Raw genomic sequence first — 21,984 nt, 5'->3', positions numbered from 1 at the left:
AAAACCTGCTGAACAGCGAAAACGTGTCATCGCCATGGACCATCTGGGAAGGTGGGCCGTGGCGGCCTGACGTCGCCGTCACACGCGATGGACCACTGCGTGAGGGACCAACCAGGAGGACCAGATGAAGATCGGCATTCCGCGCGAGGTCAAGAACAACGAGTACCGCGTGGCCATCACCCCATCGGGTGTGCACGAGCTCGTCGTCAACGGCCACGAGGTCTTCGTCGAGAAGGAGGCGGGGGTCGGTTCCTCCATCCTCGACGAGGACTACATCGCCGCGGGTGCGACGATCCTCGGCACCGCGGACGACGTCTGGGGCACCGGTGACCTGATCCTCAAGGTCAAGGAGCCGATCGAGCCGGAGTACCACCGGATGCGCGAGGGCCAGACCCTCTTCACCTACCTGCACCTCGCCGCCGACCAGCCCCTCACTGAAGAGCTCGTCAAGCGCAAGGTCACCGGTATCGCCTACGAGACAGTGGAGCTTCCGGACCGTTCGCTGCCGCTGCTCGCCCCGATGTCCGAGGTCGCCGGCAGGCTGGCTCCCCAGGTCGGCGCTCAGACCCTGATGCGGGCTCAGGGCGGTCGTGGCGTCCTCATGGGCGGGGTCAGCGGGGTGTATGCCGCAAAGGTGGTTGTCATCGGGGCCGGGGTCTCCGGCATGAACGCCGCCGCGATCGCCCTGGGCATGCAGGCCGAGGTGCTGCTGCTCGACCGCGACATCGCCAAGCTGAGGCACGCGGACGCCATCTACCAGGGACACTGCCAGACCGTCGCCTCCAACGCCTACGAGGTGGAGCGGGCCATCATCGACGCGGACCTGGTCATCGGCGCGGTGCTGGTCCCCGGTGCCAAGGCACCCAAGCTGGTCACCAACGAGCAGGTCTCCCGGATGAAGCCGGGCTCGGTGCTCGTCGACATCTCGATCGACCAGGGCGGTTGCTTCGAGGACTCGCGGCCGACCACCCACGCCGACCCCACCTACGAGGTGCACAACTCGGTCTTCTACTGCGTGGCGAACATGCCGGGCGCGGTGCCCCACACGAGCACCTATGCCCTCACCAACGTCACCCTCCCGTATGCCGTGCAGCTCGCCAACCAGGGATGGCGCGACGCGCTGAGGGCCAACGGGCCCCTCGCCCTGGGGCTCAACACGCACGACGGAGCAGTGACGTACGCACCCGTTGCCGAGGCCCACGGCTTCGAGTCCGTCGACCTGAAGACCGTGCTGGCCGGCTGATCCCCCTCCGGTGTCGGCGGGCGAGGCTAGCGTGGGTCCGTGCTCCTCGCTGACGTCGTCGCCGCCTCGCGTGCTGCCACCGAGACTCGGTCCCGGCTGGCCAAGACGGCAGCCGTGGCCGACGCGCTGCGTGCGGCCGGCCCACACGACGCGACGACGGTCGCGGCATACCTCTCGGGGGTGCTGCCGCAGCGACGCGTGGGGGTGAGCTGGCGCGGGCTGTCCGCCCTCCCCGAGCCGGCGCCGTCGGCCACCATCACGGTGGCGGAGGTCGACGCCGCCCTCACCACGATCGGCGCCATCTCGGGCTCGGGGTCGGGGGCCACCAGGGCAGCCGCGGTGGGGGCCCTGTTCGCCCGGCTGACCGCACCCGAGCAGGACTACCTCCGAGCGCTGGTGACCGGGCAGGTGAGGCAGGGCGCTCTCGACGGCGTGATGCTGGCGGCGATCGCGTCGGCCTCCGCGCTGCCGGAGGCCGACGTGAGGCGCGCGGTGATGCTGGCAGGGCATGCCGGGCCGGTTGCCGCTGCGGCCCTGACCGGGGGCGCCGACGCGCTGGCAGCGATCCACCTCGAGGTCGGTCGACCGCTGCGACCGATGCTCGCGGCGTCGGCCCCGGACATCGACGCCGCGTGGGAACAGGTGGGTGACACCACCGAGGGGGTCGTGGTCGACGGCAAGCTCGACGGCATCCGGCTCCAGGCACACCGCAACGGCGACGAGGTGCGCCTGTTCACGCGCTCGCTCGACGACATCACCGATCGACTACCTGAGGTGGTCGAGGCAGTCCTCGCACTGGACGTCGAGACCGTCGTCATCGACGGCGAGGCCATCGCGCTCGACGCCGCAGGGCGACCCCGCCCGTTCCAGGAAACAGCGTCCCGCACGATGAGCAGCACCGGTGTACCCGAGCTGAGGGCCCGGGTGCCGGTCACCCCGTACTTCTTCGACCTGCTCCATGTCGACGGCGAGGACCTGCTCGAGCTGCCGGCCTCGGTGCGGTTCGCCCGGCTCGCCGAGCTGGTTCCCGGCCCCTCCCTGGTGCCACGGATCACCGCGGCCACGTCCACAGAGGCAGGGGACTTCTTCGGGCGCCTGGTGGGCGATGGGCACGAGGGCGTCGTGGTCAAGGCCCCGTCAGCGCCCTATGCCGCCGGCCGCCGTGGTGCGGGCTGGGTGAAGGTCAAGCCCCGGCACACGCTCGACCTCGTGGTGCTCGCGGTCGAGTGGGGCAGCGGCCGACGCCGTGGGTGGCTGTCCAACATCCACCTCGGTGCCCGCGACCCAGATACGGGCGGATTCGTGATGTTGGGCAAGACGTTCAAGGGCATGACCGACGAGATGCTGGCCTGGCAGACGGAGCGGTTCACCGAGCTGGCCACCGACGGCACCGAGGGCTACGTCGTGCCCGTCCGTCCCGAACAGGTCGTCGAGATCGCCTTCGACGGCATCCAGACCTCGTCGCGCTATCCAGGGGGGATGGCGCTGCGGTTCGCGCGGGTGCTGCGGTACCGCGACGACAAGACGGCCGAGGAGGCCRACACGATCGACGCGGTGCGCAACCACCTCACCTGACGTGCACGCTGACGGATAGGTTGCTCGCATGGGGGGAAGTGCACGGTTGTTCCGCGACGACGCGGCCGCGTTCGAGCCCGCACCGGAAGCGAGCCTCATCCAGTCGTTGGAGGCCGAACTCGGCGTCACACTTCCCGAGGCGTACGTGCGTCTTGCGAGCAAGCACAATGGCGGTCGCCTCGCGCGGGATGCCCATCGGACCGGCTCGCCGACGACGTGGGCAAGGGATCACGTCGGCATCACGAACATCGCTGCGATCGGCCGGACCGCGCCCTTCAGCCTTGGCGGGGAGCTCGGCAGCCGCTTCTGGGTCCTGGAGTGGGGCTATCCCGACATAGGCGTCTACTTCGCAGATTGTCCCTCGGCCGGGCACGACATGATTGCCCTCGACTATCGCGGCTCGGGCGAGCCCACAGTCGTGCACGTCGACCAGGAGGTCGACTACCGGATCACGCTGCTCGCAGCCGACTTCGCCTCGTTCGTCGAAGGTCTCGTACCGGAGGGCGAGTTTCGGTAACTGCGGTCCCCGCCAGACGTGACCGGTCACCGGACCGGGTCACGCGACACGCCGTTGCCGACGTATCACCGGTCCAGGGCGGGCCTCTTGGGAGTCAGGACGTGCCAAGGGGCGGCGCGGCCGAGGGGGGCAGGACCATGCAGACGCGACACCACACCCGGGCGGACACGGCCCACCACCACCCGCACGTGCACCGGGCAGGGACCGGCACGTGGCGCTGGCAGTGCGACTGCGGTGGCGCCTCCTGCCGGACGGCCACCTCGGGGCTGAGCTGGCGCGAGGCCGTGATCGCGGCGCTGAACCACGCCACCTGCCTGGCCCCCTGAGCAACCTGACTCGGGCACGGCGCGCAGCACCCTAGGCTGGGCGTCGTGCTCGACCAGATCACCGCCACGCGCTACGTCACTCCCCTCAAGGAGGGTGGCTCACTGCCGGGCATCGTCGAGGCCGACGACTTCGGCACCTACGTCGTGAAGTTCCGCGGAGCGGGGCAGGGCGTCAAGGTCCTCGTCGCCGAGGTCATCGTCGGCGAGCTGGCGCGCGTCCTCGACCTCAACGTGCCCCGCATGGTGGTCGTCGACCTCCAGGCACCGATTGCCAAGTATGAAGCGGACGAGGAGGTCCAGGACCTGCTCACGGCCAGCCTCGGCCACAACCTCGGCATCGACTTCCTGCCCGGCTCGTTCGGGTACGACGGCTCACGGCCACCCGCACCCGACACGGCCGCCGACATCCTGTGGCTCGACGCCTTCACCGCCAACGTCGACCGCACCTGGAGCAACCCCAACCTCCTTGTCTGGCACCGCAACCCGTGGCTGATCGACCACGGTGCGGCGCTGTACTTCCATCACGGCTGGCCGAGTCGGGGCGCCGACCCACAGAGGTTCGCCGACCAGTCCTTCGATGCCAGCACCCACGTCCTTCGCGATGTCGCATCCAGCACCGGCGCCGCCCACGAGCGGTGGTCCCCCACCATCACCTCCGAGGTCCTTGCCGGCGTCGTCGACGCGGTGCCCGACGGCTGGCTGGAGCAGGCACCCGGTCTCGACACGCCCGGAGCCGTCCGAGCGGCCTACGTCGAGCACCTCCTGGCCCGCGTCGCGAACCCAACGGCCTGGCTTCCAGGGGACCTGTCATGACGGTCCACGGCTACCAGTACGTCGTGCTTCGCTGCGTGCCCCGCGTGGAGCGCGAGGAGTTCCTCAACGTCGGGCTCGTCCTCTACAGCCAGGGCGCCGACTTCCTCGAAGCGGCCTACCGGGTCGACCCGGTCAGGCTGCACGCCTTCGCACCCCAGGTCGACGTCGACGACGTCGACCAGGCGCTGGAGACCATCTGCCAGGTATGCCGCGGCGTCACCGGTGGTGGGCTGCCCACCCTGGGTGGGCTCGGGCGCAGGTTCGGCTGGCTCACAGCGCCCCGGAGCACGGTGGTCCAGCCCGGGCCGGTGCACGGAGGCCTCACGGCGGACCCGGCCAGCGAGCTGCGCGACCTCCTTCAGCGCCTCGTCGACTGACCCGTGGGGCGTAGGGCCCACGCGGCCACCGCGCCCGCAGCGGCCACGTTGAGGGAGTCCACACCCCCGGCCATGGGGATGGTCACCGTCAGGTCGGCCGCGTCGAGGGTGTGGTGGGACAGCCCGTCTCCCTCGGTGCCGAGCACGAGTGCCAGTCGTTCTGGCGGGTTGGCGGCCAGCTCGTCGAGGCTCACCGCGTCGTCGGCCAGGGCCAGGGTGGCCACGGTGAACCCAGCGGCCTGGAGGTCGGCGATGCCGCCGGGCCAGGGGTCGATGCGCGTCCACGGCACCTGGAAGACGGTGCCCATCGAGACTCGAATCGACCGGCGGTACAACGGATCTGCGCATCGGGGAGTGACGAGGACCGCGTCGACCCCGAGGGCCGCGGCCGAGCGGAAGACGGCGCCCACGTTGGTGTGGTCGACGATGTCCTCGAGGACCAGCACCCGTCGGGCGCCGGCGACGAGGTCCGCCACGCTCGGCAGCTCGGGCCGTTGCATCGAGGCAAGCGCCCCACGGTGCAGGTGGAACCCCGTGAGCCGTTCGATGACGTCGTGCTCGCCGACGAAGACCGGTACGCCGCCGGCCTCGGCCTGCTCGACCAGGTCAGCCAGGTCGGTCAGCCACCGTTGGGCCATGAGGTAGCTGCGCGGTCGGTGCCCGGCCTGCAGGGCCCGCCGGATGACCTTCTCCGACTCGGCGATGTAGAGCCCGCGCTCGGGCTCGGTCCTGCGCCGCAGCGCGACGTCGGTGAGCGAGACGTAGTCGGTCAGGCGGTCGTCGTCGCTGCTGGTGATCGTGATGGGCACGGCGAGCAGGCTAGATCACTCAGGACAGGAGGGCGCGCACGATGACGCTCACGCTGGCCAGGACGCAGAAGGCGAGCACCGCCCGGCGCAACCGGTCGCGGTCGAGGCGGGCGCGGGCCGGAGCCGCCGCGGCATACCCCAACGCCATGAACGGGATCCAGGCGAGGCCGGCCACCAGCTGTTCACGGGTGAACTCCCCTGCAAAGCTCAGCCCGGCGACCGCCATGGCGGCTCCAGCCAGGAAGAAGACCGACAGCGTGGCGCGCAGGCGGGTGGGGCGTTCGTGCTGCAGCACGAGCGCCAGGAACGGGCCGCCGATCGAGGCCGCAGTGCCGGAGAACCCTGCGATGGCGCCGGCCACGGCCGCGTTCACCGGAGTGGTTCGCACCTCGAGAGCCGAGACCGACGCGGCGACCGTGAGCAGGATGAGCACACCGGTGACGACGGAGATCGCCCGCACCGACAGCAGTGCCACCGCTGCGACGCCCAACGGCATGACCAGCAGCCGCGCCACGAGGGCCCATGACAGTGGGCGCCAGGCGATGTCGCGAGGCCCGTGGACGAGCTGGACCACCGGCAGCGAGAAGCTGGTCACCAGGAGGGCTCCCGGCATGAGCTCGGGTGCGAACAGCACGAGGAACGGGGCCGCGACCACGGCCATGCCGAAGCCGATCGAGGACTGCACGAACGCTCCCGCGAAGAGGGCCAGACCGAGCAGCAGGACCGGAGTCCACTCCATCAGCTGAACCAGACGATCTTGATGATCCCGACGAGTCCCACGACGATGATGACGGCGCGCAGCGCAAGTGGGGGCAGCCGGCGGCCCACCTTCGCGCCGACGAAGCCGCCCGCGAACGCGCCCAGCCCGATGAACAGCGCCACCAGCCAGTCGATCCGGCCCCACGCCACCACCATGAAGGTGATGGCGGCCACGGCGTTGACGATGGTGGCGAGGACGTTCTTGAACCCGTTGAGCCGCTGGATGGGCTCGCTGGACAGGGCGCTCATCAGTCCCATCAGGATGACGCCCTGGGCGGCACCGAAGTAGCCGCCGTAGATGCCGGCGACCAGGACTCCCCCGGTGAGGGCCGCGCCGTGCCACGACGCCGGCGCGATCCCCGCCTCGTGGCGCTCGACGGCCCGAGCCTGCAGCCGGGGACCGACCACTACGAGCAGCAGCCCCAGGCCGATCAGGACCGGCACGATCGCCTGGAACGCCTCCGCGGGCAGCACCAGGAGCAGCACCGCACCGATGACGCCGCCGAGCAGGGAAGCGGGTGCAAGCCGCAGGAGGGTGCGCCCGGCGCCCTCGAGCTCGGCCCGGTAGCCATGGACTGCCGTGACTCCCCCGGCCACCAGGCCGACGGTGTTGGACACGTTGGCCACCACTGGCGGGTAGCCGAAGAAAAGCAGGGTGGGGAACGTGATGAGGGTGCCCGACCCGACCACGGTGTTGATGGTCCCCGCCGCCAGGCCTGCGAGGAAGATCCCGAGGGCTTCGAAGACGGACACCACGTCACCCTAGCGACGGGTGTCGCCCGTCCAGGACAGAGGTATGCCGCCCGCGCGGGTGCGTGGGCGGCATACCGTGTTGTGAGGTGGGGTCAGGCGGGCGGCGGCTTGGGCGCCTCGTCCGCGTCTGCCGGCGGCGGCTCCACGGGCAGCGAAGCCGGTGGGGCCGGCGGCTCGAAGTCGGGCACGGTGTCAGCCGGCGGCTTCATCGGGGGCTGGACCCGCTTCACCGGCGCCGCGTGCTCGGTGGCCTCCTGGCTGGCCTTCCCCGCGAGCCCGCGGGCCTCCGCAAGGGCCTGCATGGGGTCCTCCAGAACGGTCTCGTCGAAGGCGTCGGCGAGCTGGCCGGGGTCGACCCACTCCTCGTCACCGTCACCGTCCGGGCCGCTGGGCTTGTCCGTGGCACCCAGGGCCCCACCGATGCCGCGCAGGGCGTCCGTCAGCTCGCTGGGGATGATCCACATCTTGTTGGCGTCGCCACGAGCGATCTGCGGGAGCACCTGGAGGTACTGGTAGGCCAGCAGCTTCTGCGTGGGCTTGCCACGGTGGATCGCGTCGAAGACCTGCTGGATGGCGCGGGCCTGGCCCTGGGCCTCGAGGATGCGGGCCTGGGCCGAGCCCTCGGCCCGCAGGATCTGGCTCTGCTTCTCACCTTCGGCCGTGAGGATCGCGGACTGCTTGGTGCCCTCGGCGTACAGGATCTGGGCGCGGCGCTCACGCTCTGCCTTCATCTGCTTCTCCATCGACTCCTGCACGGAGTGCGGCGGGTCGATGGCCTTGAGCTCGACGCGGTTGACGCGGATGCCCCACTTGCCCGTCGCCTCGTCGAGGACACCACGCAGCTGGGCGTTGATCTGGTCACGGCTGGTCAGCGTCTGCTCCAGGTCGAGCGAGCCGATGACGTTGCGCAAGGTGGTGACGGTGAGCTGCTCGATGCCCTGGATGAAGTTGGCGATCTCGTACACGGCCGACTTCGCGTCGATGACCGAGTAGTAGATGACCGTGTCGATGTTGACGACCAGGTTGTCCGAGGTGATCACCGGCTGGGGCGGGAACGACACGACCTGCTCGCGCAGGTCGACGTTCGCGCGCACCTTGTCGACGAACGGCACCAGGAAGTGGATGCCGCCTTCGAGTGTGCGGGCGTAGCGGCCGAGCCGCTCGATGATCAGGGCAGTCTGCTGGGGGACGATGCGCACCGTGCGGAAGAGCACGATCAGCGCAAAGGCAACCAGGATCAGCAGGACGATGAAGCCTGCTCCAATGCCGTCCACGTCTACTCCGTTTTCTGACCCGCCGTGATGCCGGTGACGATCACGGTGGCCCCCTCGATGGATACAACCCGGACCTCTTGGCCGGGCTGGCATGTGTCGCCGCCTTGCGGCGTGCGTGCGGACCAGGTCTCCCCGCCCACCTTGACGCGACCGTCGGTCGCGGTGACGGCCTGCAGCACCCTCCCGCTGCGGCCGACGAGACCGGGCGCGCCGATTCCGTGGCTGGCCTCGGCGACCATGAACTTCCGGGTGATGATCGGGCGCACCAGCAGCAGGAGCAGTCCTGCGACGACGACGGCGACGATCACCTGGCCCGGGAAGGCGACCCCGATCGCCGATGTCGCCGCTCCAGCCAGTGCACCACCGGCCAGCATGAGGAACACGAAATCGACCGTGGCGGCCTCGATGGCCGCCAGGATCAGCGCCACCCCCAGCCACGCGAGCCACGGGTTCTCCGCGAACCAGTCCATGACACCCCTCCCTCTCAGTGGTCAGGTAACTCTAGGACGACGGGCGAGGCTCGGACGTTCCTTCGTCAACACGCAGTCGCGCCGTCCACCGGTCGCCTCGACGCTCCAGCTCCAGGGGCATGCCGAAGGTGGCCGAGAGGTTGGCCTCGGTGAGGGTGATCTCGACCGGACCCTGCGCGACGATCCGTCCCTCGCGCAGCAGGAGCAGGTCGGTGAAGTTGGGCGGGATCTCCTCGACGTGGTGGGTGACCAGGATCAGGGCCGGCGCCTCCAGGTCGCCGGCGAGGACACCCAGTCGCCGGACGAGGTCCTCGCGGCCACCGAGGTCGAGCCCGGCGGCAGGTTCGTCGAGCAGCATCAGCTCGGGGTCGGTCATCAGGGCGCGCGCGATCTGCACCCGCTTGCGCTCCCCCTCTGACAACGTGCCGTAGGTGCGGTCGGCCAGGTGGTCGGCCCCCAGGGCGACCAGCAGCTCGGACGCCCGAGCGTGGTCGAACGTCTCGTAGCTCTCCCGCCACCGGCCGACGACGCCGTAGGACGCGGTCACCACGACGTTGTGCACGATCTCGTCGAACGGGATCCGCTCGGCCAGGGCCGCCGAGGCCAGCCCGATGCGGGGTCGCAGCTCGAACACGTCGACCGCCCCGAGCACCTCGCCCAGCACACCGGCCACGCCGCGGGTCGGGTGCATCCGCGCTGCGGCCAGCTGGAGCAGGGTCGTCTTGCCCGCTCCGTTGGGGCCGAGGATGACCCAGCGCTGCCCTTCCTCGACCTCCCAGGAGACGTCGTCGAGCAGGGTCGCCTGACCCCGGACGACGCTCACTCCTGCGAACTCAAGGACGTCACTCATGGGACGGGACCCTATCGGCTTAGGCTGGCGGGATGCCCGAACTCCCTGCGTGCGTGCGCCTTTCGCTGTGGACGACACACGCGTGGGCCACGGGCACCCCGCTGGAGCGCTCGATCGCCCAGGCCCTTCCCGACATCGACCACGTCGCCGGTGACCTCGACCGCCTGGACCTGTGGCACGACCTCGGTGAGCGGGCCCTCCTCGTCGCCCTGCCGGCCCCCGGCGACCTCGTGGGTATGCCGGGTGCCTCCGTCGAGGCGCAGGGCGCGGCCGCCGCCGGCGGCGAGTGCGTCTTCGTTCCCGGCCTGGGAGGGCTTCTCGTGCCCACGATCTCGACCTATGGCGGCGGCCCCGAAGGAGGTCTGGACGTAGGCACCCGGGTGGATTGGACGGCATACGACGCAGATCCGGTGCCGCGTCACCGGGTGGAGGCGCTCGAGGCCTCGCAGCTCGAGCGCCACCTGCGTGAGGAGATCCGCGCGGCAACCGAGGCGATCGACGCGATCGGCGGCCAGCCGTTCGGGGCGGGTGCGGCCCGCACGCTGGCCGACGCGGCCCTCGGTGGTCGCTGGGGCCTGCCACCCGCCCTGCCGGGCCGGGCCGCGCGTGTCATCGCCCTCGCCGGCACCATCGACTCGGTCGTCGACGTCGCGCTCCGCGCTGGCGACGGGGCCCTGACCGCGGCCGAGGCGTCGTCGAGGCACCGCGTCCTGCTGCGCCTGCAACGGGCCTCCGAGCGGGCCCTCGCCGACGCGACCAACGCCGCGTGTGCGGTGCTGGCCGGATGGCGACCGGCCTGACCACTGGGAGGGGTCCGCTCCGGCAACTAGACTCGGACGGCATGGCGGACCCCGCAGTCTTCGACCCCGCAATCATCCTCGTGTCCGAGCACCATGCCGACACCCTGCTCGAGGAGTTCCGGAGCCGGTACCAGCGCGACTACGACCTGCGCACCGCCGGCTCCTGTGGCGAGGCCGAGTCCATCGCCCGCGAGATCCATGACCGGGGTGACCATGTGGCACTGTTCGTCACGGACTCGCGGCTGCCGGACGTCGAGAGCGTCCACGAGGCCTTCCACCGCTGGCGCCTCGTGGTGCCCACGGCCCGCCGCGTCGTCGCCGCGCCCTGGGAGTACTTCCTCACGGATGGCCCCGGGCTCCGGGCCGGCATGGCCAAGGGCAAGTACGACGCCTACCTGCTCATGCCGCGTGGCAAGCGCGACGAGGAGTTCCACAACGCGATCACCGACCTGCTGTCCGAGTGGACCTCGACCGTCCCCCAGCCCGAAGTCGTGGTCGCCAAGGTCATCTCGCCGACCCAGGACGCGCTCACCATGGCGATCCGCGACTTCCTGGACCGGATGGGCATGCAGAACCGGGTGTGGCATCCCGACGAGCCGGCGCTCCAGGACTACCTCGCGGGGATCCGCGAGCAGCTCGGTGTCGACGAGCTTCGCTGGCCCGTGGTCACCGCGGCCAACCGGACACCGATCCAGGCCACGAGCGTCCGCGACGTCGCGATCGCGGTCAACGGCCCGCCGCGCACCTTCGAGCTCGACGAGGTCGTCGATCTGGCGGTCGTGGGTGGCGGCCCCGCCGGACTCGCCGCCGCCGTGTACGGAGCGTCGGAAGGACTGTCCGTCGTGGTGCTGGAGGCTGAGGCGATCGGCGGGCAGGCCGGCACCAGCTCGATGATCCGCAACTACCTCGGCTTCCCCCGCGGCATCTCCGGCATGCGGCTGGCCCAGCGGGCACGGAACCAGGCCCTGCGCTTCGGGACCGAGTTCCTGACCGGCTGGGAGGTCACTGCTCTGGAGCCCGGGGCCGACGGGGCTCCCCACCTCCTGCGCACCGGTGGTGGCGACGTCCGGGCCAGGACCGTCCTCATCTCCACCGGCGTGGCGTACCGCAGACTCGGTGTCCCGCGACTCGACGCACTGGTGGGCGCCGGCGTCAACTACGGCGCGGCCATGACGGCGGCCCGCGAGATGGAGGGCTACGACGTCGTGGTCGTGGGAGGTGGCAACTCCGCCGGGCAGGCAGCGTTGCACCTGGCTCGGTTCGCGAGGTCGGTGACGATCGTCGTCCGTCGGGTCGGACTCGAGGAGACGATGTCGCGCTACCTCATCGAGGAGATGGCGTACAACGAGCGCATCACCGTGCTGCCCTGCACCCGCGTGGTGGACGGTGGTGGCGAGGGCCAGCTGGAGTGGCTCTGCCTCGAGGACATCACCAGCGGGAGGAGGACGACCAAGCAGGCGCGAGGTCTGTTCCTGCTGCTCGGGGCCGAACCGCGCTGTGACTGGCTGCCGCCCGAGCTTGCTCGCGACAAGCACAGCTTCGTGCTCACCGGGCGTGACGTGCCGCGGAGCAAGTGGGTCGACGACGTGCCGCCGGCCAATCTGGCGACCACGGTGCCCGGCATCTTCGCCGCCGGCGACATCCGGGCGGGCTCGATGAAGCGGGTTGCCTCGGCGAGTGGTGAGGGGGCGTCGGCCGTTCCCCTCGTGCACGCCTACCTCACCCCCACGACCGAGGACATCCCCACGACCGAGGACACCCCGACAGCCGAAGACGAAAGGGTGGCCACCCCGGTCTCGTAGGCGCGGCCGCCGACGGGTGCGGTCAGGCCTGGAGCATCCGCTGGCGCAGCACCTCGAGGTAAACCTGGTTGGTCCGCTCCCCGATGGTCGCCCAGGAGAACGAGTCGACAGCCCGCTTGCGCCCGGCCAACCCCATGGCGTCGGCCCTGGCCGGGTCGCTGACGGCGTTGGTCAATGCTGCGGCGAGGTCCGCGACGAACCGGTCCGCATCGAGGGGTATGCCGCTGCCGTCCTGTTTCTGGTCGATGGGCACCAACCAGCCGGTCTCGCCATCCACGACGACCTCGGGGATGCCGCCCGTCGCCGTGGCGACGACCGGGAGCTCGCACGCCATCGCCTCGAGGTTGACGATGCCCAACGGCTCGTAGATCGACGGACAGGCGAAAACCGTTGCAGCAGAAAGGAGTGCGACGACCTCTCCGCGCGGCAGCATCTCGGGGATCCAGACGACGCCCTCACGCGTCGCCTTGAGCTCGTCCATGAGGCTGGTCACCTCGGCCATGATCTCCGGGGTGTCCGGCGCCCCGGCGCACAGCACCACCTGGACGTCAGGTGGCAGCTGGGCGGCTGCCTTGAGCAGGTACGGCAGGCCCTTCTGCCGGGTGATGCGGCCGACGAAGATGACCGACTTCCCGTCGGGGTCGACCCCGTGCCGACGGACCGTGTCGTCGTCACGATGGCGCTGCCACAGCTGGGAGTCGATGCCGTTGTGGACGACCTTGACGCGTTCGGGGTCGATCGAGGGATAGCTGCGCAGGACGTCCTGTCGCATGCCCTCGCTCACGGCGATGACGGCGTCGGCGCCCTCGTAGGCCGTGCGCTCCATGAAGGAGGACACGCGGTAGCCGCCACCGAGCTGCTCGGCCTTCCACGGGCGCATCGGCTCGAGGCTGTGGGCGCTCACGACGTGGGGCATGCCCCCGAGCAGGGACGCGACGTGCCCGCCGAAGTTGGCGTACCACGTGTGCGAGTGCACGATGTCGGCACCGACGCAGTCACCGGCCATCGCCAGGTCGACGCCCATCGTCCGGACGGCCGCGTTCGCGGCACCCAGGTCCGGCAGGTCGGCATACCCCGTGGTGCCCTCCTCCGACACGGGTTCGCCGAACGCTCGGACCCGCGCATCGATGTCGCCGCGGTCGCGCAGCGCCCGCACCAGCTCTGCGACGTGCACCCCCGCGCCACCGTAGATGTTGGGCGGGTACTCCTTGGTCAGGATGTCGACTCTCACGTTCGTGAGATTAGTCGTGCAGTGGGGTCGCCGCGAGGGCGCGGATTGCCTAGGGTCGGACCATGCCTTATCGACGCGGGGTTCCCAAGGTTCTTGCCATCGTCCTCGCCGGCGGAGAGGGCAAACGACTGATGCCCCTGACCGCTGACCGGGCAAAACCAGCTGTCCCGTTCGGAGGGATCTATCGGCTCATCGACTTCGCCCTGAGCAACGTCGTGAACTCCGGCTACCTCAAGATCGTCGTGCTGACGCAGTACAAGTCGCACAGCCTCGACCGACACGTCACCAAGACCTGGCGGATGTCCACGATGCTCGGCAACTACGTCGCGCCCGTGCCTGCGCAGCAGCGCGTCGACAAGAACTGGTACCTGGGGTCAGCGAACGCGATCTTCCAGAGCCTCAACCTGATCACGGACGAGAAGCCCGACATCGTCGTGGTGGTCGGCGCCGACCACGTCTACCGCATGGACTTCTCCCAGATGGTGGCCCAGCACATCGAGACCGGTGCGGGTGTGACCGTGGCCGCGATCCGTCAGCCCATCTCGCTGGCGGACCAGTTCGGGGTCATCGAGGTCGACGACGCAGACCGGCGCAAGATCTCGGCCTTCAAGGAGAAGCCCAAGGACGCCAAGGGCCTGCCCGACTCCCCCGACGAAGTGCTGGCCTCCATGGGCAACTACGTCTTCGACGCCGATGTCCTCGTCGACGCCGTCACCCGCGACAACGACCGCGCGGGCAGCAAGCACGACATGGGCGGCGACATCGTGCCGGACTTCGTCGACAGTGGCGAGGGCTACGTCTACGACTTCAAGGACAACGTCATCCCGGGTGCCACCCCACGCGACCAGGCCTACTGGCGCGACGTCGGGTCGATGGACTCCTACTGGGAGGCGCACATGGACCTGGTGTCCATCCACCCCGTCTTCAACCTCTACAACTACGACTGGCCGATCTACACCGACTACGGCCCGCTCGCCCCTGCCAAGCTCGTCCAGGGCGCTGCCGGCAAGTTCGGGGAGGCGCACAACTCCGCCGTCTCCCCCGGTGTCGTCATCTCCGGTGCCACCGTGACCAACTCGGTCCTGTCTCCGCGGTGCCACATCCACAGCGGCACGACGATCGACGACAGCGTGCTGCTCGACGGTGTCGAGGTCGGACGCGGCTGCGTCATCAAGCGGGCCATCATCGACAAGGGCGTCGTGGTGCCCGAGGACACCACCATCGGGGTCGACCCCGACAAGGACCGGGAGCGCGGGTTCATGGTCACCGAGTCCGGACTCACCGTCATCGCCAAGTTCCAGGAAGTCACCGGATGACGGAGGCCCACCATTCGATCCGGATCGGGGTCCAGCTCCAGCCACAGCACGCCGAGTACGCGTCGATCCGCCGGGCCGCGGCGGAGGCCGAGGAGATCGGCGTCGACGTCGTCTTCAACTGGGACCACTTCTACCCGCTCTACGGTGGCCGGGACGGTGCGCACTTCGAGTGCTGGACGATGCTGGGCGCCTGGGCCGAGGCGACGTCCCGCGTCGAGATCGGCGCCCTGGTCACCTGCAACAGCTACCGCAACCCCCAGCTGCTCGCCGACATGGCCCGAACCGTGGACCACATCAGTGGGGGTCGGCTGATCCTCGGCATCGGCTCGGGCTGGTTCGAGAAGGACTACGACGAGTACGGCTACGACTTCGGCACGGCCGGAGGACGGCTGAACAACCTCGCCCGCGACCTGCCGCTCGTCAAGCAGCGGTGGGCCAAGCTGAACCCGGCGCCGACGCGCGACATCCCGGTCCTGATCGGTGGGGGTGGCGAACGCAAGACCCTCAAGATCGTCGCCGAGCACGCGACCATCTGGCACGGCTTCGGCGGGCCCGAGACGATCGCCCACAAGCACACCGTCCTCGACGAGTGGTGCGCCAGGATCGGGCGCGACCCCAGCGAGATCGAGCGGTCTGCCGGCGTCTCCGCCAGGCCGGGCCGCCACCCCGAGCAGGTCGCCGACTACGCCGCCGGCGCGGAAGCCCTGTATGCCGTGGGCACGCGGCTCTTCACCGTCGGGATCGGTGGTCCGAAGTACGACCTCGGGCCCGTGCGGGACCTGGTCGCATGGCGAGACTCCCGCCTGGGCGGCTGACCGGGGTGGGCGACCAGCCTGACGGGCACCGCCGTTGCCATGCTCATGAGTGTCGCCTGCGACGGATGGCACGAGCGCCAAGCACCGACGACCGCACGAGCACCCACCCGACCGCCAGGGTCAGGACCTCACTGTCCCGGGCTGGCTCGTGCCCTTGGACCAGCGGCGCCAGGACGGCAATAGTCAGGATGATGACGAGCACCAGTGCCTCACGGCGCAGCTCCTTACGGGTTGGCATGCGTCCCCTCTCAGGACCTACAGGTTTTGTAGTACGAATCGTATGCCGGCAGCGACGCGGCTCCACCCGTTGCCGGCATCCTGGCCTTGTAGCACTTCTTGAGTCGGATGGCGGTGTTCACAGTGCTTTTCACGTCGTCCTTGACCAGCAGGTATATCGCGCCGCAGGTGATCTTGGCGGTGGCCGTGGGAACGAAGCCGCACAGTAACCCGGGGATCTGGCTCGAGTTGGTGTCCATGAAGTTCTTGAGCTGCCACGTCTCTGACCAGGACATCTCGACGTAGTAGATCGGCGTGTAGTACCACCAGCCCGCTGTAACCCACGGATCCATGACTATCGGGAACGCCGCCCCCTTGGTGTCCACAACCTGGCGCAACGAGCGGCCCTCGACGACGAAGCGCGTCTTCAGGAAATGACCCTTTGCGTCGACCGCCCACGGACGCTCGACGTGGCCCTGGGTGACCCCGTCTTCGTTCTTGATCTCGAGCGTGCCGTCAATGGCCGGAGCCATCGTCCAAGCCTCCGGGATGACGTTCTCGAACACGCCGTCGGTGCGCCCCTGCGGCAACTCTGCGACCAGCCTCAGCCCGACGCCGTCGGCCTGAGCCCACGTCCGCAGGCCTCTAGCAGGCGCTATTGCCTGGCCGCCCTTGTTCAGCCCGGCGCTTGGCACACCCTCGCCGAGCTGGCCGGTCCGCGCCACGACCATGTCGGCCGCGAGGTCTGGCGCCTCCGCTCCGCTGGCGGGCGCGCTCACGCCGGAGACGAGCCCGACTGACACGATGACGAGACTGATGATGCGCTGCATGCCGCTCCCCTTTTGACGCCCGTCGCTCCGGACGCGTTCGAGGAACATAGATCCTTATGCCGGTCCATGACCATGACTGAGCATGACTGACTAGATCTATATCTCATCGTTATCGATGTGGTGCTTGTACACCGGGGGTGCGGGACTTGGTCGCATGGCGAGACTCCCGCCTGGGCGGCTGACCGGCGTCGATAGTCTGGAGCCGTGCCCGAGCTGACCGCGCAGACGCTGCTCGTGACCATCTCCGGTGAGGACCGGCCGGGCGTCACCAGCACGTTCTTCGACGCCATCGCCGACGTCGGCGCGGAGGTCCTCGACCTCGAGCAGGTGGTGGTCCGTGGGCACCTGACGCTGGCGATGCTGCTGTCGGCGGGGGACGCCGAGGCGCGACTGCGCTCGGTCCTGACGTCGGTGGGCCGCGACCTCGACCTCAAGGTCAAGATCAAGGTCGGCACCGGCGACAGCATGCACCGGCGCAGCGGGCGGGCCGCTGTGGTCGTCCTCGGGGCGCCGCTGCGGGCCAGCGGCGTCGCCGCGATCACGGCACGCATCGCCTCGCACGGTGCCAACATCGACCGCATTCGTCGCCTGTCGCGCTATCCGGTCACCACGGTCGAGTTCGACGTCTCCGGTGCTGACGTCGATCGACTGCGGCGTGAGCTCGCCCTCGAGTCCAGCGTCCACGGCCTCGACATCGCCGTGGCCGCCGGTGGGTTGGCGCGCCGCGGTCGACGTCTGGTGGTGATGGACGTGGACTCGACACTGATCCAGGACGAGGTGATCGAGCTGCTGGCCAGCCACGCAGGCCGCGAGGCCGAGGTGGCGGCAGTGACTGCCGCCGCCATGCGCGGAGAGCTCGACTTCGCCGACAGCCTGCGCGAACGAGTCGCCGCCCTGGAGGGCCTACCCGTGAGCGTGCTGGACGAGGTCCGTGCCGCCGTCCAGTTCACGCCCGGTGCGCGCACCCTCGTCCGGACCCTGAAGCGACTCGGGTTCACGGTGGCCATCGTGTCCGGCGGCTTCATCGAGATCGTCGAGGACCTCGCTCGCGAGCTCGGCATCGACCACGCCCACGCCAACCGGCTCGAGGTGCGCGACGGCATACTCACCGGCCACCTGGTCGGGGACATCGTGGACCGGGCGGGCAAGGCCGCAGCGCTTCGCCGCTTTGCCGCCGAGGCGGGCCTGCCGCTCTCGCGCACCGTGGCGATCGGTGACGGGGCCAACGACCTCGACATGCTGCAGGCGGCCGGCCTCGGCGTCGCCTTCAACGCCAAGCCCGTGGTCCGCGAGCAGGCCGACACCGCCGTCAACGTTCCCTACCTCGACGCGGTGCTCTACCTGCTCGGGATCACGCGTGAGGAGATCGAGGAGGCGGACGAGGCGGACGGCACGCCGACCCCCGCTCCGCCGATCCCCACCCCCTGACTCCTAGGCTGACGCAATGGCAAGTACGCAGGGCCGCACGGTCCGCAAGGTTCCCACCCTGTTCATCATCGGCGGAGCGGAGGACCGGGTCGGAAAGGCAACGGTCCTGCGCCGGTTCGTCCGACTTGCTGGGGGCAGGCGGGCGCGGATCGTGCTGATCCCCACGGCGTCGTCTTTCGAGGACGAGGTGGTCGCCTCCTACCGCGAGGTGTTCACGCGTCTGGGTGCCCCGGACATCGAGGTCGTGAACCCACCCAACCGCGCATCCGCCCAGGACCAGGAACTGGTCGCCCTGCTCGACCAGGCGACCGGCATCTTCATGAGCGGCGGCAGCCAGCTCAAGCTCAGCCAGCGGTTCCCGGGCACGCCGCTCGGGGAGGCACTGGCCCGCGCCCACGATCGCGGTGCCGTCATCGGCGGGACGTCGGCCGGGGCCTCGATCATGAGCCAGTTCATGATCTCGATGGGCGAGGAGGGCGTGACGCCCCGACAGCGCTACGGGCAGCTGACAGCGGGGCTCGGGCTCATCGACGGTGTCATCATCGACCAGCACTTCGCCCAGCGCTCCCGGTACGGGCGGCTGATGTCCATGGTCGCCGCCTCGCCCAACCTGATCGGCGTGGGCATCGACGAGGACACGGCGATCGAGGTGCGCGACCGGCGCGTCTTCACCGTGCACGGCAGCGGCGTGGCCTTCGTCCTCGACTGCCGCGCCGCCGAGTCCGATGCCCCGGACGCCCGCAGAGGTGCCCCCTTGATGGTCTCGGGCGCTGTGGTGCATTCACTCCCCGCAGGCGCTACGTTCGACCTCTCCGAGGTTCGCCTCGTCGACTTCGTCGAGAAGCACCCCGATGTCGCGGTGGCCCTCGCGACGGCCAAGGCCTGACCCACCGCCTCGCACTGCCCGACCCGCAAGGAGATCCCATGGCAGATCGCCCCACCCCCACCGGCCCCCCGGCACCCGAGTTCTCGATCGTCGAGTCCCGGGTCTACCGCGGCGGGAACATCTGGTCGTACAGCCCGGCGATCCACCTGGTGGTCGACCTGGGGGTGCTCGAGGCCTACCCGACCGACACGCTGACCGGGTTCACCGACCGACTCCTCGAGCTGCTGCCCAACCTGGAGAACCACACCTGCTCCCGGGGCGTGAAGGGCGGCTTCATCGAGCGGTTGCGCGAAGGCACCTGGCTCGGACACGTCGCCGAGCACGTCTCGCTCCAGCTCCAGCAGGAGGCGGGGCACGACCTGCGGCGCGGCAAGACACGCGCGGTCAAGGGTCAGGCCGGGGTCTACAACGTCATCTACGACTACGCCGACGAGGCTGTCGGCCTGGCCGCAGGTGTGCTCGCAGTGCGGCTGGTCAACCACCTCGTGCAGGCCGAGGAAGGGTTCGACTTCGCCGACGAGCTCGACCTCTTCCTGAGGCGGGCCCAGCGGACGGCCTTCGGCCCGTCCACGGGTGCGATCCTCGAAGAAGCGATCTCGCGCGACATCCCCTACATCCGGCTCAACGCGGCTTCGTTCGTGCAGCTCGGCCAGGGCGTCCACGCCCAGCGGATCCGCGCGACCATGACCTCCAAGACCGGTGCCCTGGCCGTCGACATCGCCGGCGACAAGGACATGACCACCCGCCTTTTGGGCTCTGCCGGGCTCCCGGTGCCCAAGCAGGAGACCGTGCGCACAGCCGACGGCGCAGTGGCCGCCGCCAAGCGGATCGGCTACCCCGTGGTCGTCAAGCCGCTCGACGGCAACCACGGTCGGGGTGTGTGCCTTGACCTGACCACGGAGGAGCAGGTCCGCGCGAGCTTCGTCATCGCCGAGGGCGAGTCGCGGCGTGGTTACGTCATCGTCGAGTCGCTGGTCACGGGTCGCGACTACCGCTGCCTCATCGTCGGCGGCAAGATGCAGGCCATCGCGGAACGCGTGCCCGCCCACGTCATCGGCGACGGCAGCCACACAGTGGCCGAGCTCGTGGAGATCACCAACGCCGATCCGCGCCGTGGAGTGGGCCACGAGAAGGTGCTGACCCGGATCAAGGTCGACGACGCGGCCACAGCGCTCGTGCGGGACCAGGGCTTCGAGCTCGACGACGTGCCGCCCAAGGACCAGATGGTCAAGCTGGCCCTCACGGGCAACATGTCGACCGGTGGCATCTCCGTGGACCGGACCTTCGACGCGCACCCGGACAACGTCGAGATCGCCGAGGAGGCGGCCCGCATGATCGGGCTCGACGTCGCGGGCATCGACTTCATCTGTCCCGACATCGCCTCCCCCGTCCGCGAGACGGGGGGCGCGATCTGCGAGGTCAACGCGGCTCCGGGTTTCCGGATGCACACCCACCCGACCGTCGGCGAGCCGCAGTTCATCGCCAAACCGGTCGTGGACCTGCTGTTCCCACCCGGCTCCCCCTCACGGGTGCCGATCGTGGCGGTCACCGGGACCAACGGCAAGACCACCACGTCGCGGATGATCGCCCACATCTTCAAGGGCATCGGACGCAAGGTCGGCATGACCTCGACCGACGGCATCGTCATCGACGAGCGCCTCGTCTACAAGGCGGACGCCTCCGGTCCTCGCTCGGCACGGATGGTCCTGCAGAACCCACGCGTCGACTTCGCGGTGATGGAGGTGGCCCGCGGCGGCATCCTGCGCGAAGGGCTCGGCTACGACCGCAACGACGTCGCGGTCGTGACCAACGTCGCCCCCGACCACCTGGGCATGAAGGGCATCGACACCCTGGCCCAGCTCGCCGACGTCAAGGCGGTGGTCGTGGAAGCGGTGCCCCGCAACGGTTTTGCGGTGCTCAACGCCGACGACGAGCTCGTCCGCAAGATGCGTCGCAAGTGCTCGGGCGGCATTGTGTGGTTCTCGCTGCAGCCGCCCGGCAGCAAGGTCCGCGAGTTCATCGAGGACTACTGTCGCCGGGGCGGTCGTGCCGTCGTCCTCGATCACACCGACCGCGGCGACATGATCGTGATCAAGCACGGCCGTCGCTCGATGCAGCTCGCGTGGACCCACCTGCTGCCGTCGACCTTCGGCGGCACGGCGAAGTTCAACGTCGCCAACGCCATGGCTGCGGCTGGCGCGGCGTTTGCCGCGGGCGCTGGGCTGCACGAGATCCGCCAGGGGCTGCGGACCTTCACCACGAGCTACTACCTCTCCCCCGGGCGGATGAACCTGGTCAACGTGCACAACGTGGACGTGTTCGTCGACTACTGCCACAACGCGCCAGGCATGCGGGTGCTCGGCGAGTTCGTGGAGAGCTATGCCGACCAGAAGGCCGGCCAGTCGGATCTCGGCAAGGTGTCGCGCATCGGCATGGTGTCGACAGCCGGTGACCGTCGCGACGACGACATGCGTGAGCTGGGCGCTCTCGCGGCTCGCCACTTCGACGTCGTGGTCGTCCGTGAGGACGAGCGCAAGCGGGGGCGGCCCGCCGGTCAGACGGCAGACCTCATCGCCGAGGGCGCGAAGGGCGAGATCGGCAAGGAGGGCGTGCGCTGCCGTCAGGTGGAGATCGTGCTCAACGAGGTGGACGCGGTGCGACACTGCATGGCGCGAGCCAACCCCGGGGACGTCGTGGTGCTCTGCGTCGACCAGCACGCGGAGGTGCTCGGTGAGCTGGAGTCGATGACCAAGCACGCCCAGGCCGGCGCCCACAACAAGCAGGGCATCGGCGACCCGGACCTCGACCCCGTCGAGATGCAGTCCGAGGCCCAGCAGTCGGGTGACGAGGCGGCCGCCGCCGAGGCTTCCGAGGTCGAGCCAGCCACCACCTGA

At 69.7% G+C, this 21,984-nt stretch carries 22 protein-coding genes; 13 read left to right on the top strand and 9 right to left on the bottom strand.

From position 1 onward, the window contains the following. The first annotated feature begins 124 nt into the window (after window positions 1–124). The 6 genes from ald to AC1DXJ_RS01565 all read left to right on the top strand — a co-directional run bounded on the left by ald (window position 125) and on the right by AC1DXJ_RS01565 (window position 4,851). Entirely contained in the window at window positions 125–1,243 is a 1,119-nt protein-coding gene (gene ald, locus AC1DXJ_RS01590) for an alanine dehydrogenase (protein ID WP_477612888.1), read from the top strand. Window positions 1,244–1,282: 39 nt separating this feature from the next. Continuing rightward, window positions 1,283–2,818 carry an ATP-dependent DNA ligase gene (locus tag AC1DXJ_RS01585; protein WP_477636215.1) on the top strand — a complete coding sequence of 512 codons (1,536 nt, stop codon included), beginning with the start codon at window positions 1,283–1,285 and terminating at the stop codon, window positions 2,816–2,818. A gap of 46 nt (window positions 2,819–2,864) precedes the next feature. Further along, entirely contained in the window at window positions 2,865–3,335 is a 471-nt protein-coding gene (locus tag AC1DXJ_RS01580; RefSeq protein ID WP_477636214.1) for an SMI1/KNR4 family protein, read from the top strand. A gap of 137 nt (window positions 3,336–3,472) precedes the next feature. Next, a complete protein-coding gene (locus AC1DXJ_RS01575; protein WP_477612881.1) occupies window positions 3,473–3,661 on the top strand; it encodes a hypothetical protein in 189 nt (62 codons plus the stop codon). 45 nt (window positions 3,662–3,706) lie between these two features. Then, complete coding sequence (locus AC1DXJ_RS01570) at window positions 3,707–4,474, top strand: HipA family kinase (RefSeq protein ID WP_477636213.1); 768 nt, start codon at window positions 3,707–3,709, stop codon at window positions 4,472–4,474. Then, complete coding sequence (locus AC1DXJ_RS01565; protein WP_477632134.1) at window positions 4,471–4,851, top strand: DUF3037 domain-containing protein; 381 nt, start codon at window positions 4,471–4,473, stop codon at window positions 4,849–4,851. Before AC1DXJ_RS01570 ends, AC1DXJ_RS01565 begins: the two co-directional genes overlap by 4 nt. On the opposite strand, the gene AC1DXJ_RS01560 is transcribed toward AC1DXJ_RS01565, so the two are convergent. The 6 genes from AC1DXJ_RS01560 to AC1DXJ_RS01535 form a co-directional block, all read right to left on the bottom strand. Continuing rightward, complete coding sequence (locus AC1DXJ_RS01560) at window positions 4,833–5,660, bottom strand: TrmH family RNA methyltransferase (RefSeq protein ID WP_477612878.1); 828 nt, start codon at window positions 5,658–5,660, stop codon at window positions 4,833–4,835. The two genes, AC1DXJ_RS01565 and AC1DXJ_RS01560, sit on opposite strands and share 19 nt — an antisense overlap. 19 nt (window positions 5,661–5,679) lie before the next feature. Beyond that, entirely contained in the window at window positions 5,680–6,399 is a 720-nt protein-coding gene (locus AC1DXJ_RS01555; protein ID WP_477636212.1) for a TSUP family transporter, read from the bottom strand. Then, complete coding sequence (locus tag AC1DXJ_RS01550) at window positions 6,399–7,172, bottom strand: sulfite exporter TauE/SafE family protein (RefSeq protein ID WP_477632132.1); 774 nt, start codon at window positions 7,170–7,172, stop codon at window positions 6,399–6,401. Before AC1DXJ_RS01550 ends, AC1DXJ_RS01555 begins: the two co-directional genes overlap by 1 nt. Window positions 7,173–7,264: 92 nt before the next feature. Beyond that, a complete protein-coding gene (locus AC1DXJ_RS01545) occupies window positions 7,265–8,437 on the bottom strand; it encodes an SPFH domain-containing protein (RefSeq protein ID WP_477636305.1) in 1,173 nt (390 codons plus the stop codon). 11 nt (window positions 8,438–8,448) lie between these two features. Then, the gene (locus AC1DXJ_RS01540) at window positions 8,449–8,916 is read right to left on the bottom strand and encodes an NfeD family protein (RefSeq protein ID WP_477636211.1); all 468 of its coding nucleotides are present in this window, start codon (window positions 8,914–8,916) and stop codon (window positions 8,449–8,451) included. 31 nt (window positions 8,917–8,947) lie between these two features. Next, window positions 8,948–9,766 (bottom strand): ABC transporter ATP-binding protein, encoded by an 819-nt coding sequence (locus AC1DXJ_RS01535; protein WP_477612874.1) that lies wholly within the window; start codon window positions 9,764–9,766, stop codon window positions 8,948–8,950. Window positions 9,767–9,798: 32 nt separating this feature from the next. Here AC1DXJ_RS01535 and AC1DXJ_RS01530 point away from each other — a divergent pair, with 32 nt between their 5' ends. Further along, window positions 9,799–10,566 carry a hypothetical protein gene (locus AC1DXJ_RS01530; RefSeq protein WP_477612873.1) on the top strand — a complete coding sequence of 256 codons (768 nt, stop codon included), beginning with the start codon at window positions 9,799–9,801 and terminating at the stop codon, window positions 10,564–10,566. Between the two features lie 41 nt (window positions 10,567–10,607). Further along, window positions 10,608–12,368: an NAD(P)/FAD-dependent oxidoreductase gene (locus AC1DXJ_RS01525; protein WP_477636210.1), complete on the top strand. Its 1,761-nt coding sequence runs from the start codon at window positions 10,608–10,610 to the stop codon at window positions 12,366–12,368. 22 nt (window positions 12,369–12,390) lie between these two features. On the opposite strand, the gene glgA is transcribed toward AC1DXJ_RS01525, so the two are convergent. After that, window positions 12,391–13,599 carry a glycogen synthase gene (glgA, locus tag AC1DXJ_RS01520; RefSeq protein ID WP_477636209.1) on the bottom strand — a complete coding sequence of 403 codons (1,209 nt, stop codon included), beginning with the start codon at window positions 13,597–13,599 and terminating at the stop codon, window positions 12,391–12,393. A gap of 62 nt (window positions 13,600–13,661) precedes the next feature. Between glgA and glgC the strand changes: the two genes are divergently transcribed. Beyond that, window positions 13,662–14,915 carry a glucose-1-phosphate adenylyltransferase gene (glgC, locus tag AC1DXJ_RS01515; protein WP_477632130.1) on the top strand — a complete coding sequence of 418 codons (1,254 nt, stop codon included), beginning with the start codon at window positions 13,662–13,664 and terminating at the stop codon, window positions 14,913–14,915. Continuing rightward, window positions 14,912–15,730, top strand: a complete 819-nt coding sequence (locus tag AC1DXJ_RS01510; protein WP_477636208.1) for an LLM class F420-dependent oxidoreductase — start codon at window positions 14,912–14,914, stop codon at window positions 15,728–15,730. The genes glgC and AC1DXJ_RS01510 overlap by 4 nt, the downstream gene beginning before the upstream one ends. A 43-nt stretch (window positions 15,731–15,773) precedes the next feature. Here the strand turns inward: AC1DXJ_RS01510 and AC1DXJ_RS01505 are convergent, their stop codons facing one another. Both AC1DXJ_RS01505 and AC1DXJ_RS01500 read right to left on the bottom strand, forming a co-directional pair. Further along, window positions 15,774–15,968, bottom strand: coding sequence for a hypothetical protein (locus AC1DXJ_RS01505; protein WP_477612868.1), 195 nt, complete (start codon window positions 15,966–15,968; stop codon window positions 15,774–15,776). 10 nt (window positions 15,969–15,978) lie between these two features. Further along, window positions 15,979–16,776 carry a hypothetical protein gene (locus tag AC1DXJ_RS01500; protein ID WP_477636207.1) on the bottom strand — a complete coding sequence of 266 codons (798 nt, stop codon included), beginning with the start codon at window positions 16,774–16,776 and terminating at the stop codon, window positions 15,979–15,981. Window positions 16,777–16,980: 204 nt separating this feature from the next. Between AC1DXJ_RS01500 and serB the strand changes: the two genes are divergently transcribed. The 3 genes from serB to cphA are packed head-to-tail and all read left to right on the top strand — an operon-like array spanning window position 16,981 to window position 21,984. Continuing rightward, window positions 16,981–18,204 (top strand): phosphoserine phosphatase SerB, encoded by a 1,224-nt coding sequence (gene serB / locus AC1DXJ_RS01495; protein ID WP_477612866.1) that lies wholly within the window; start codon window positions 16,981–16,983, stop codon window positions 18,202–18,204. A gap of 16 nt (window positions 18,205–18,220) precedes the next feature. Continuing rightward, window positions 18,221–19,090 (top strand): cyanophycinase, encoded by an 870-nt coding sequence (locus AC1DXJ_RS01490; RefSeq protein ID WP_477612865.1) that lies wholly within the window; start codon window positions 18,221–18,223, stop codon window positions 19,088–19,090. A 38-nt stretch (window positions 19,091–19,128) separates the two neighbouring features. After that, window positions 19,129–21,984, top strand: a complete 2,856-nt coding sequence (cphA, locus tag AC1DXJ_RS01485) for a cyanophycin synthetase (RefSeq protein WP_477636206.1) — start codon at window positions 19,129–19,131, stop codon at window positions 21,982–21,984.

This window comes from Pedococcus sp. P2_D9, assembly GCF_056404275.1.
The sequence above is the reverse complement of the archived record's forward strand: the minus strand, read 5'-3'. Positions and strand labels throughout refer to the sequence as shown.

Excerpts from the sequence above, each read along its gene's own strand:
- AC1DXJ_RS01535 (WP_477612874.1), bottom strand. The coding sequence starts at position 9,766 with ATGAGTGACGTCCTTGAGTTCGCAGGAGTGAGCGTCGTCCGGGGTCAG.
- AC1DXJ_RS01510 (WP_477636208.1), top strand. The coding sequence starts at position 14,912 with ATGACGGAGGCCCACCATTCGATCCGGATCGGGGTCCAGCTCCAGCCA.
- AC1DXJ_RS01525 (WP_477636210.1), top strand. The coding sequence starts at position 10,608 with ATGGCGGACCCCGCAGTCTTCGACCCCGCAATCATCCTCGTGTCCGAG.
- AC1DXJ_RS01555 (WP_477636212.1), bottom strand. The coding sequence starts at position 6,399 with ATGGAGTGGACTCCGGTCCTGCTGCTCGGTCTGGCCCTCTTCGCGGGA.
- AC1DXJ_RS01530 (WP_477612873.1), top strand. The coding sequence starts at position 9,799 with ATGCCCGAACTCCCTGCGTGCGTGCGCCTTTCGCTGTGGACGACACAC.
- ald (WP_477612888.1), top strand. The coding sequence starts at position 125 with ATGAAGATCGGCATTCCGCGCGAGGTCAAGAACAACGAGTACCGCGTG.
- AC1DXJ_RS01505 (WP_477612868.1), bottom strand. The coding sequence starts at position 15,968 with ATGCCAACCCGTAAGGAGCTGCGCCGTGAGGCACTGGTGCTCGTCATC.
- glgC (WP_477632130.1), top strand. The coding sequence starts at position 13,662 with ATGCCTTATCGACGCGGGGTTCCCAAGGTTCTTGCCATCGTCCTCGCC.
- AC1DXJ_RS01500 (WP_477636207.1), bottom strand. The coding sequence starts at position 16,776 with ATGCAGCGCATCATCAGTCTCGTCATCGTGTCAGTCGGGCTCGTCTCC.
- AC1DXJ_RS01490 (WP_477612865.1), top strand. The coding sequence starts at position 18,221 with ATGGCAAGTACGCAGGGCCGCACGGTCCGCAAGGTTCCCACCCTGTTC.
- AC1DXJ_RS01540 (WP_477636211.1), bottom strand. The coding sequence starts at position 8,916 with ATGGACTGGTTCGCGGAGAACCCGTGGCTCGCGTGGCTGGGGGTGGCG.
- cphA (WP_477636206.1), top strand. The coding sequence starts at position 19,129 with ATGGCAGATCGCCCCACCCCCACCGGCCCCCCGGCACCCGAGTTCTCG.
- AC1DXJ_RS01575 (WP_477612881.1), top strand. The coding sequence starts at position 3,473 with ATGCAGACGCGACACCACACCCGGGCGGACACGGCCCACCACCACCCG.
- AC1DXJ_RS01565 (WP_477632134.1), top strand. The coding sequence starts at position 4,471 with ATGACGGTCCACGGCTACCAGTACGTCGTGCTTCGCTGCGTGCCCCGC.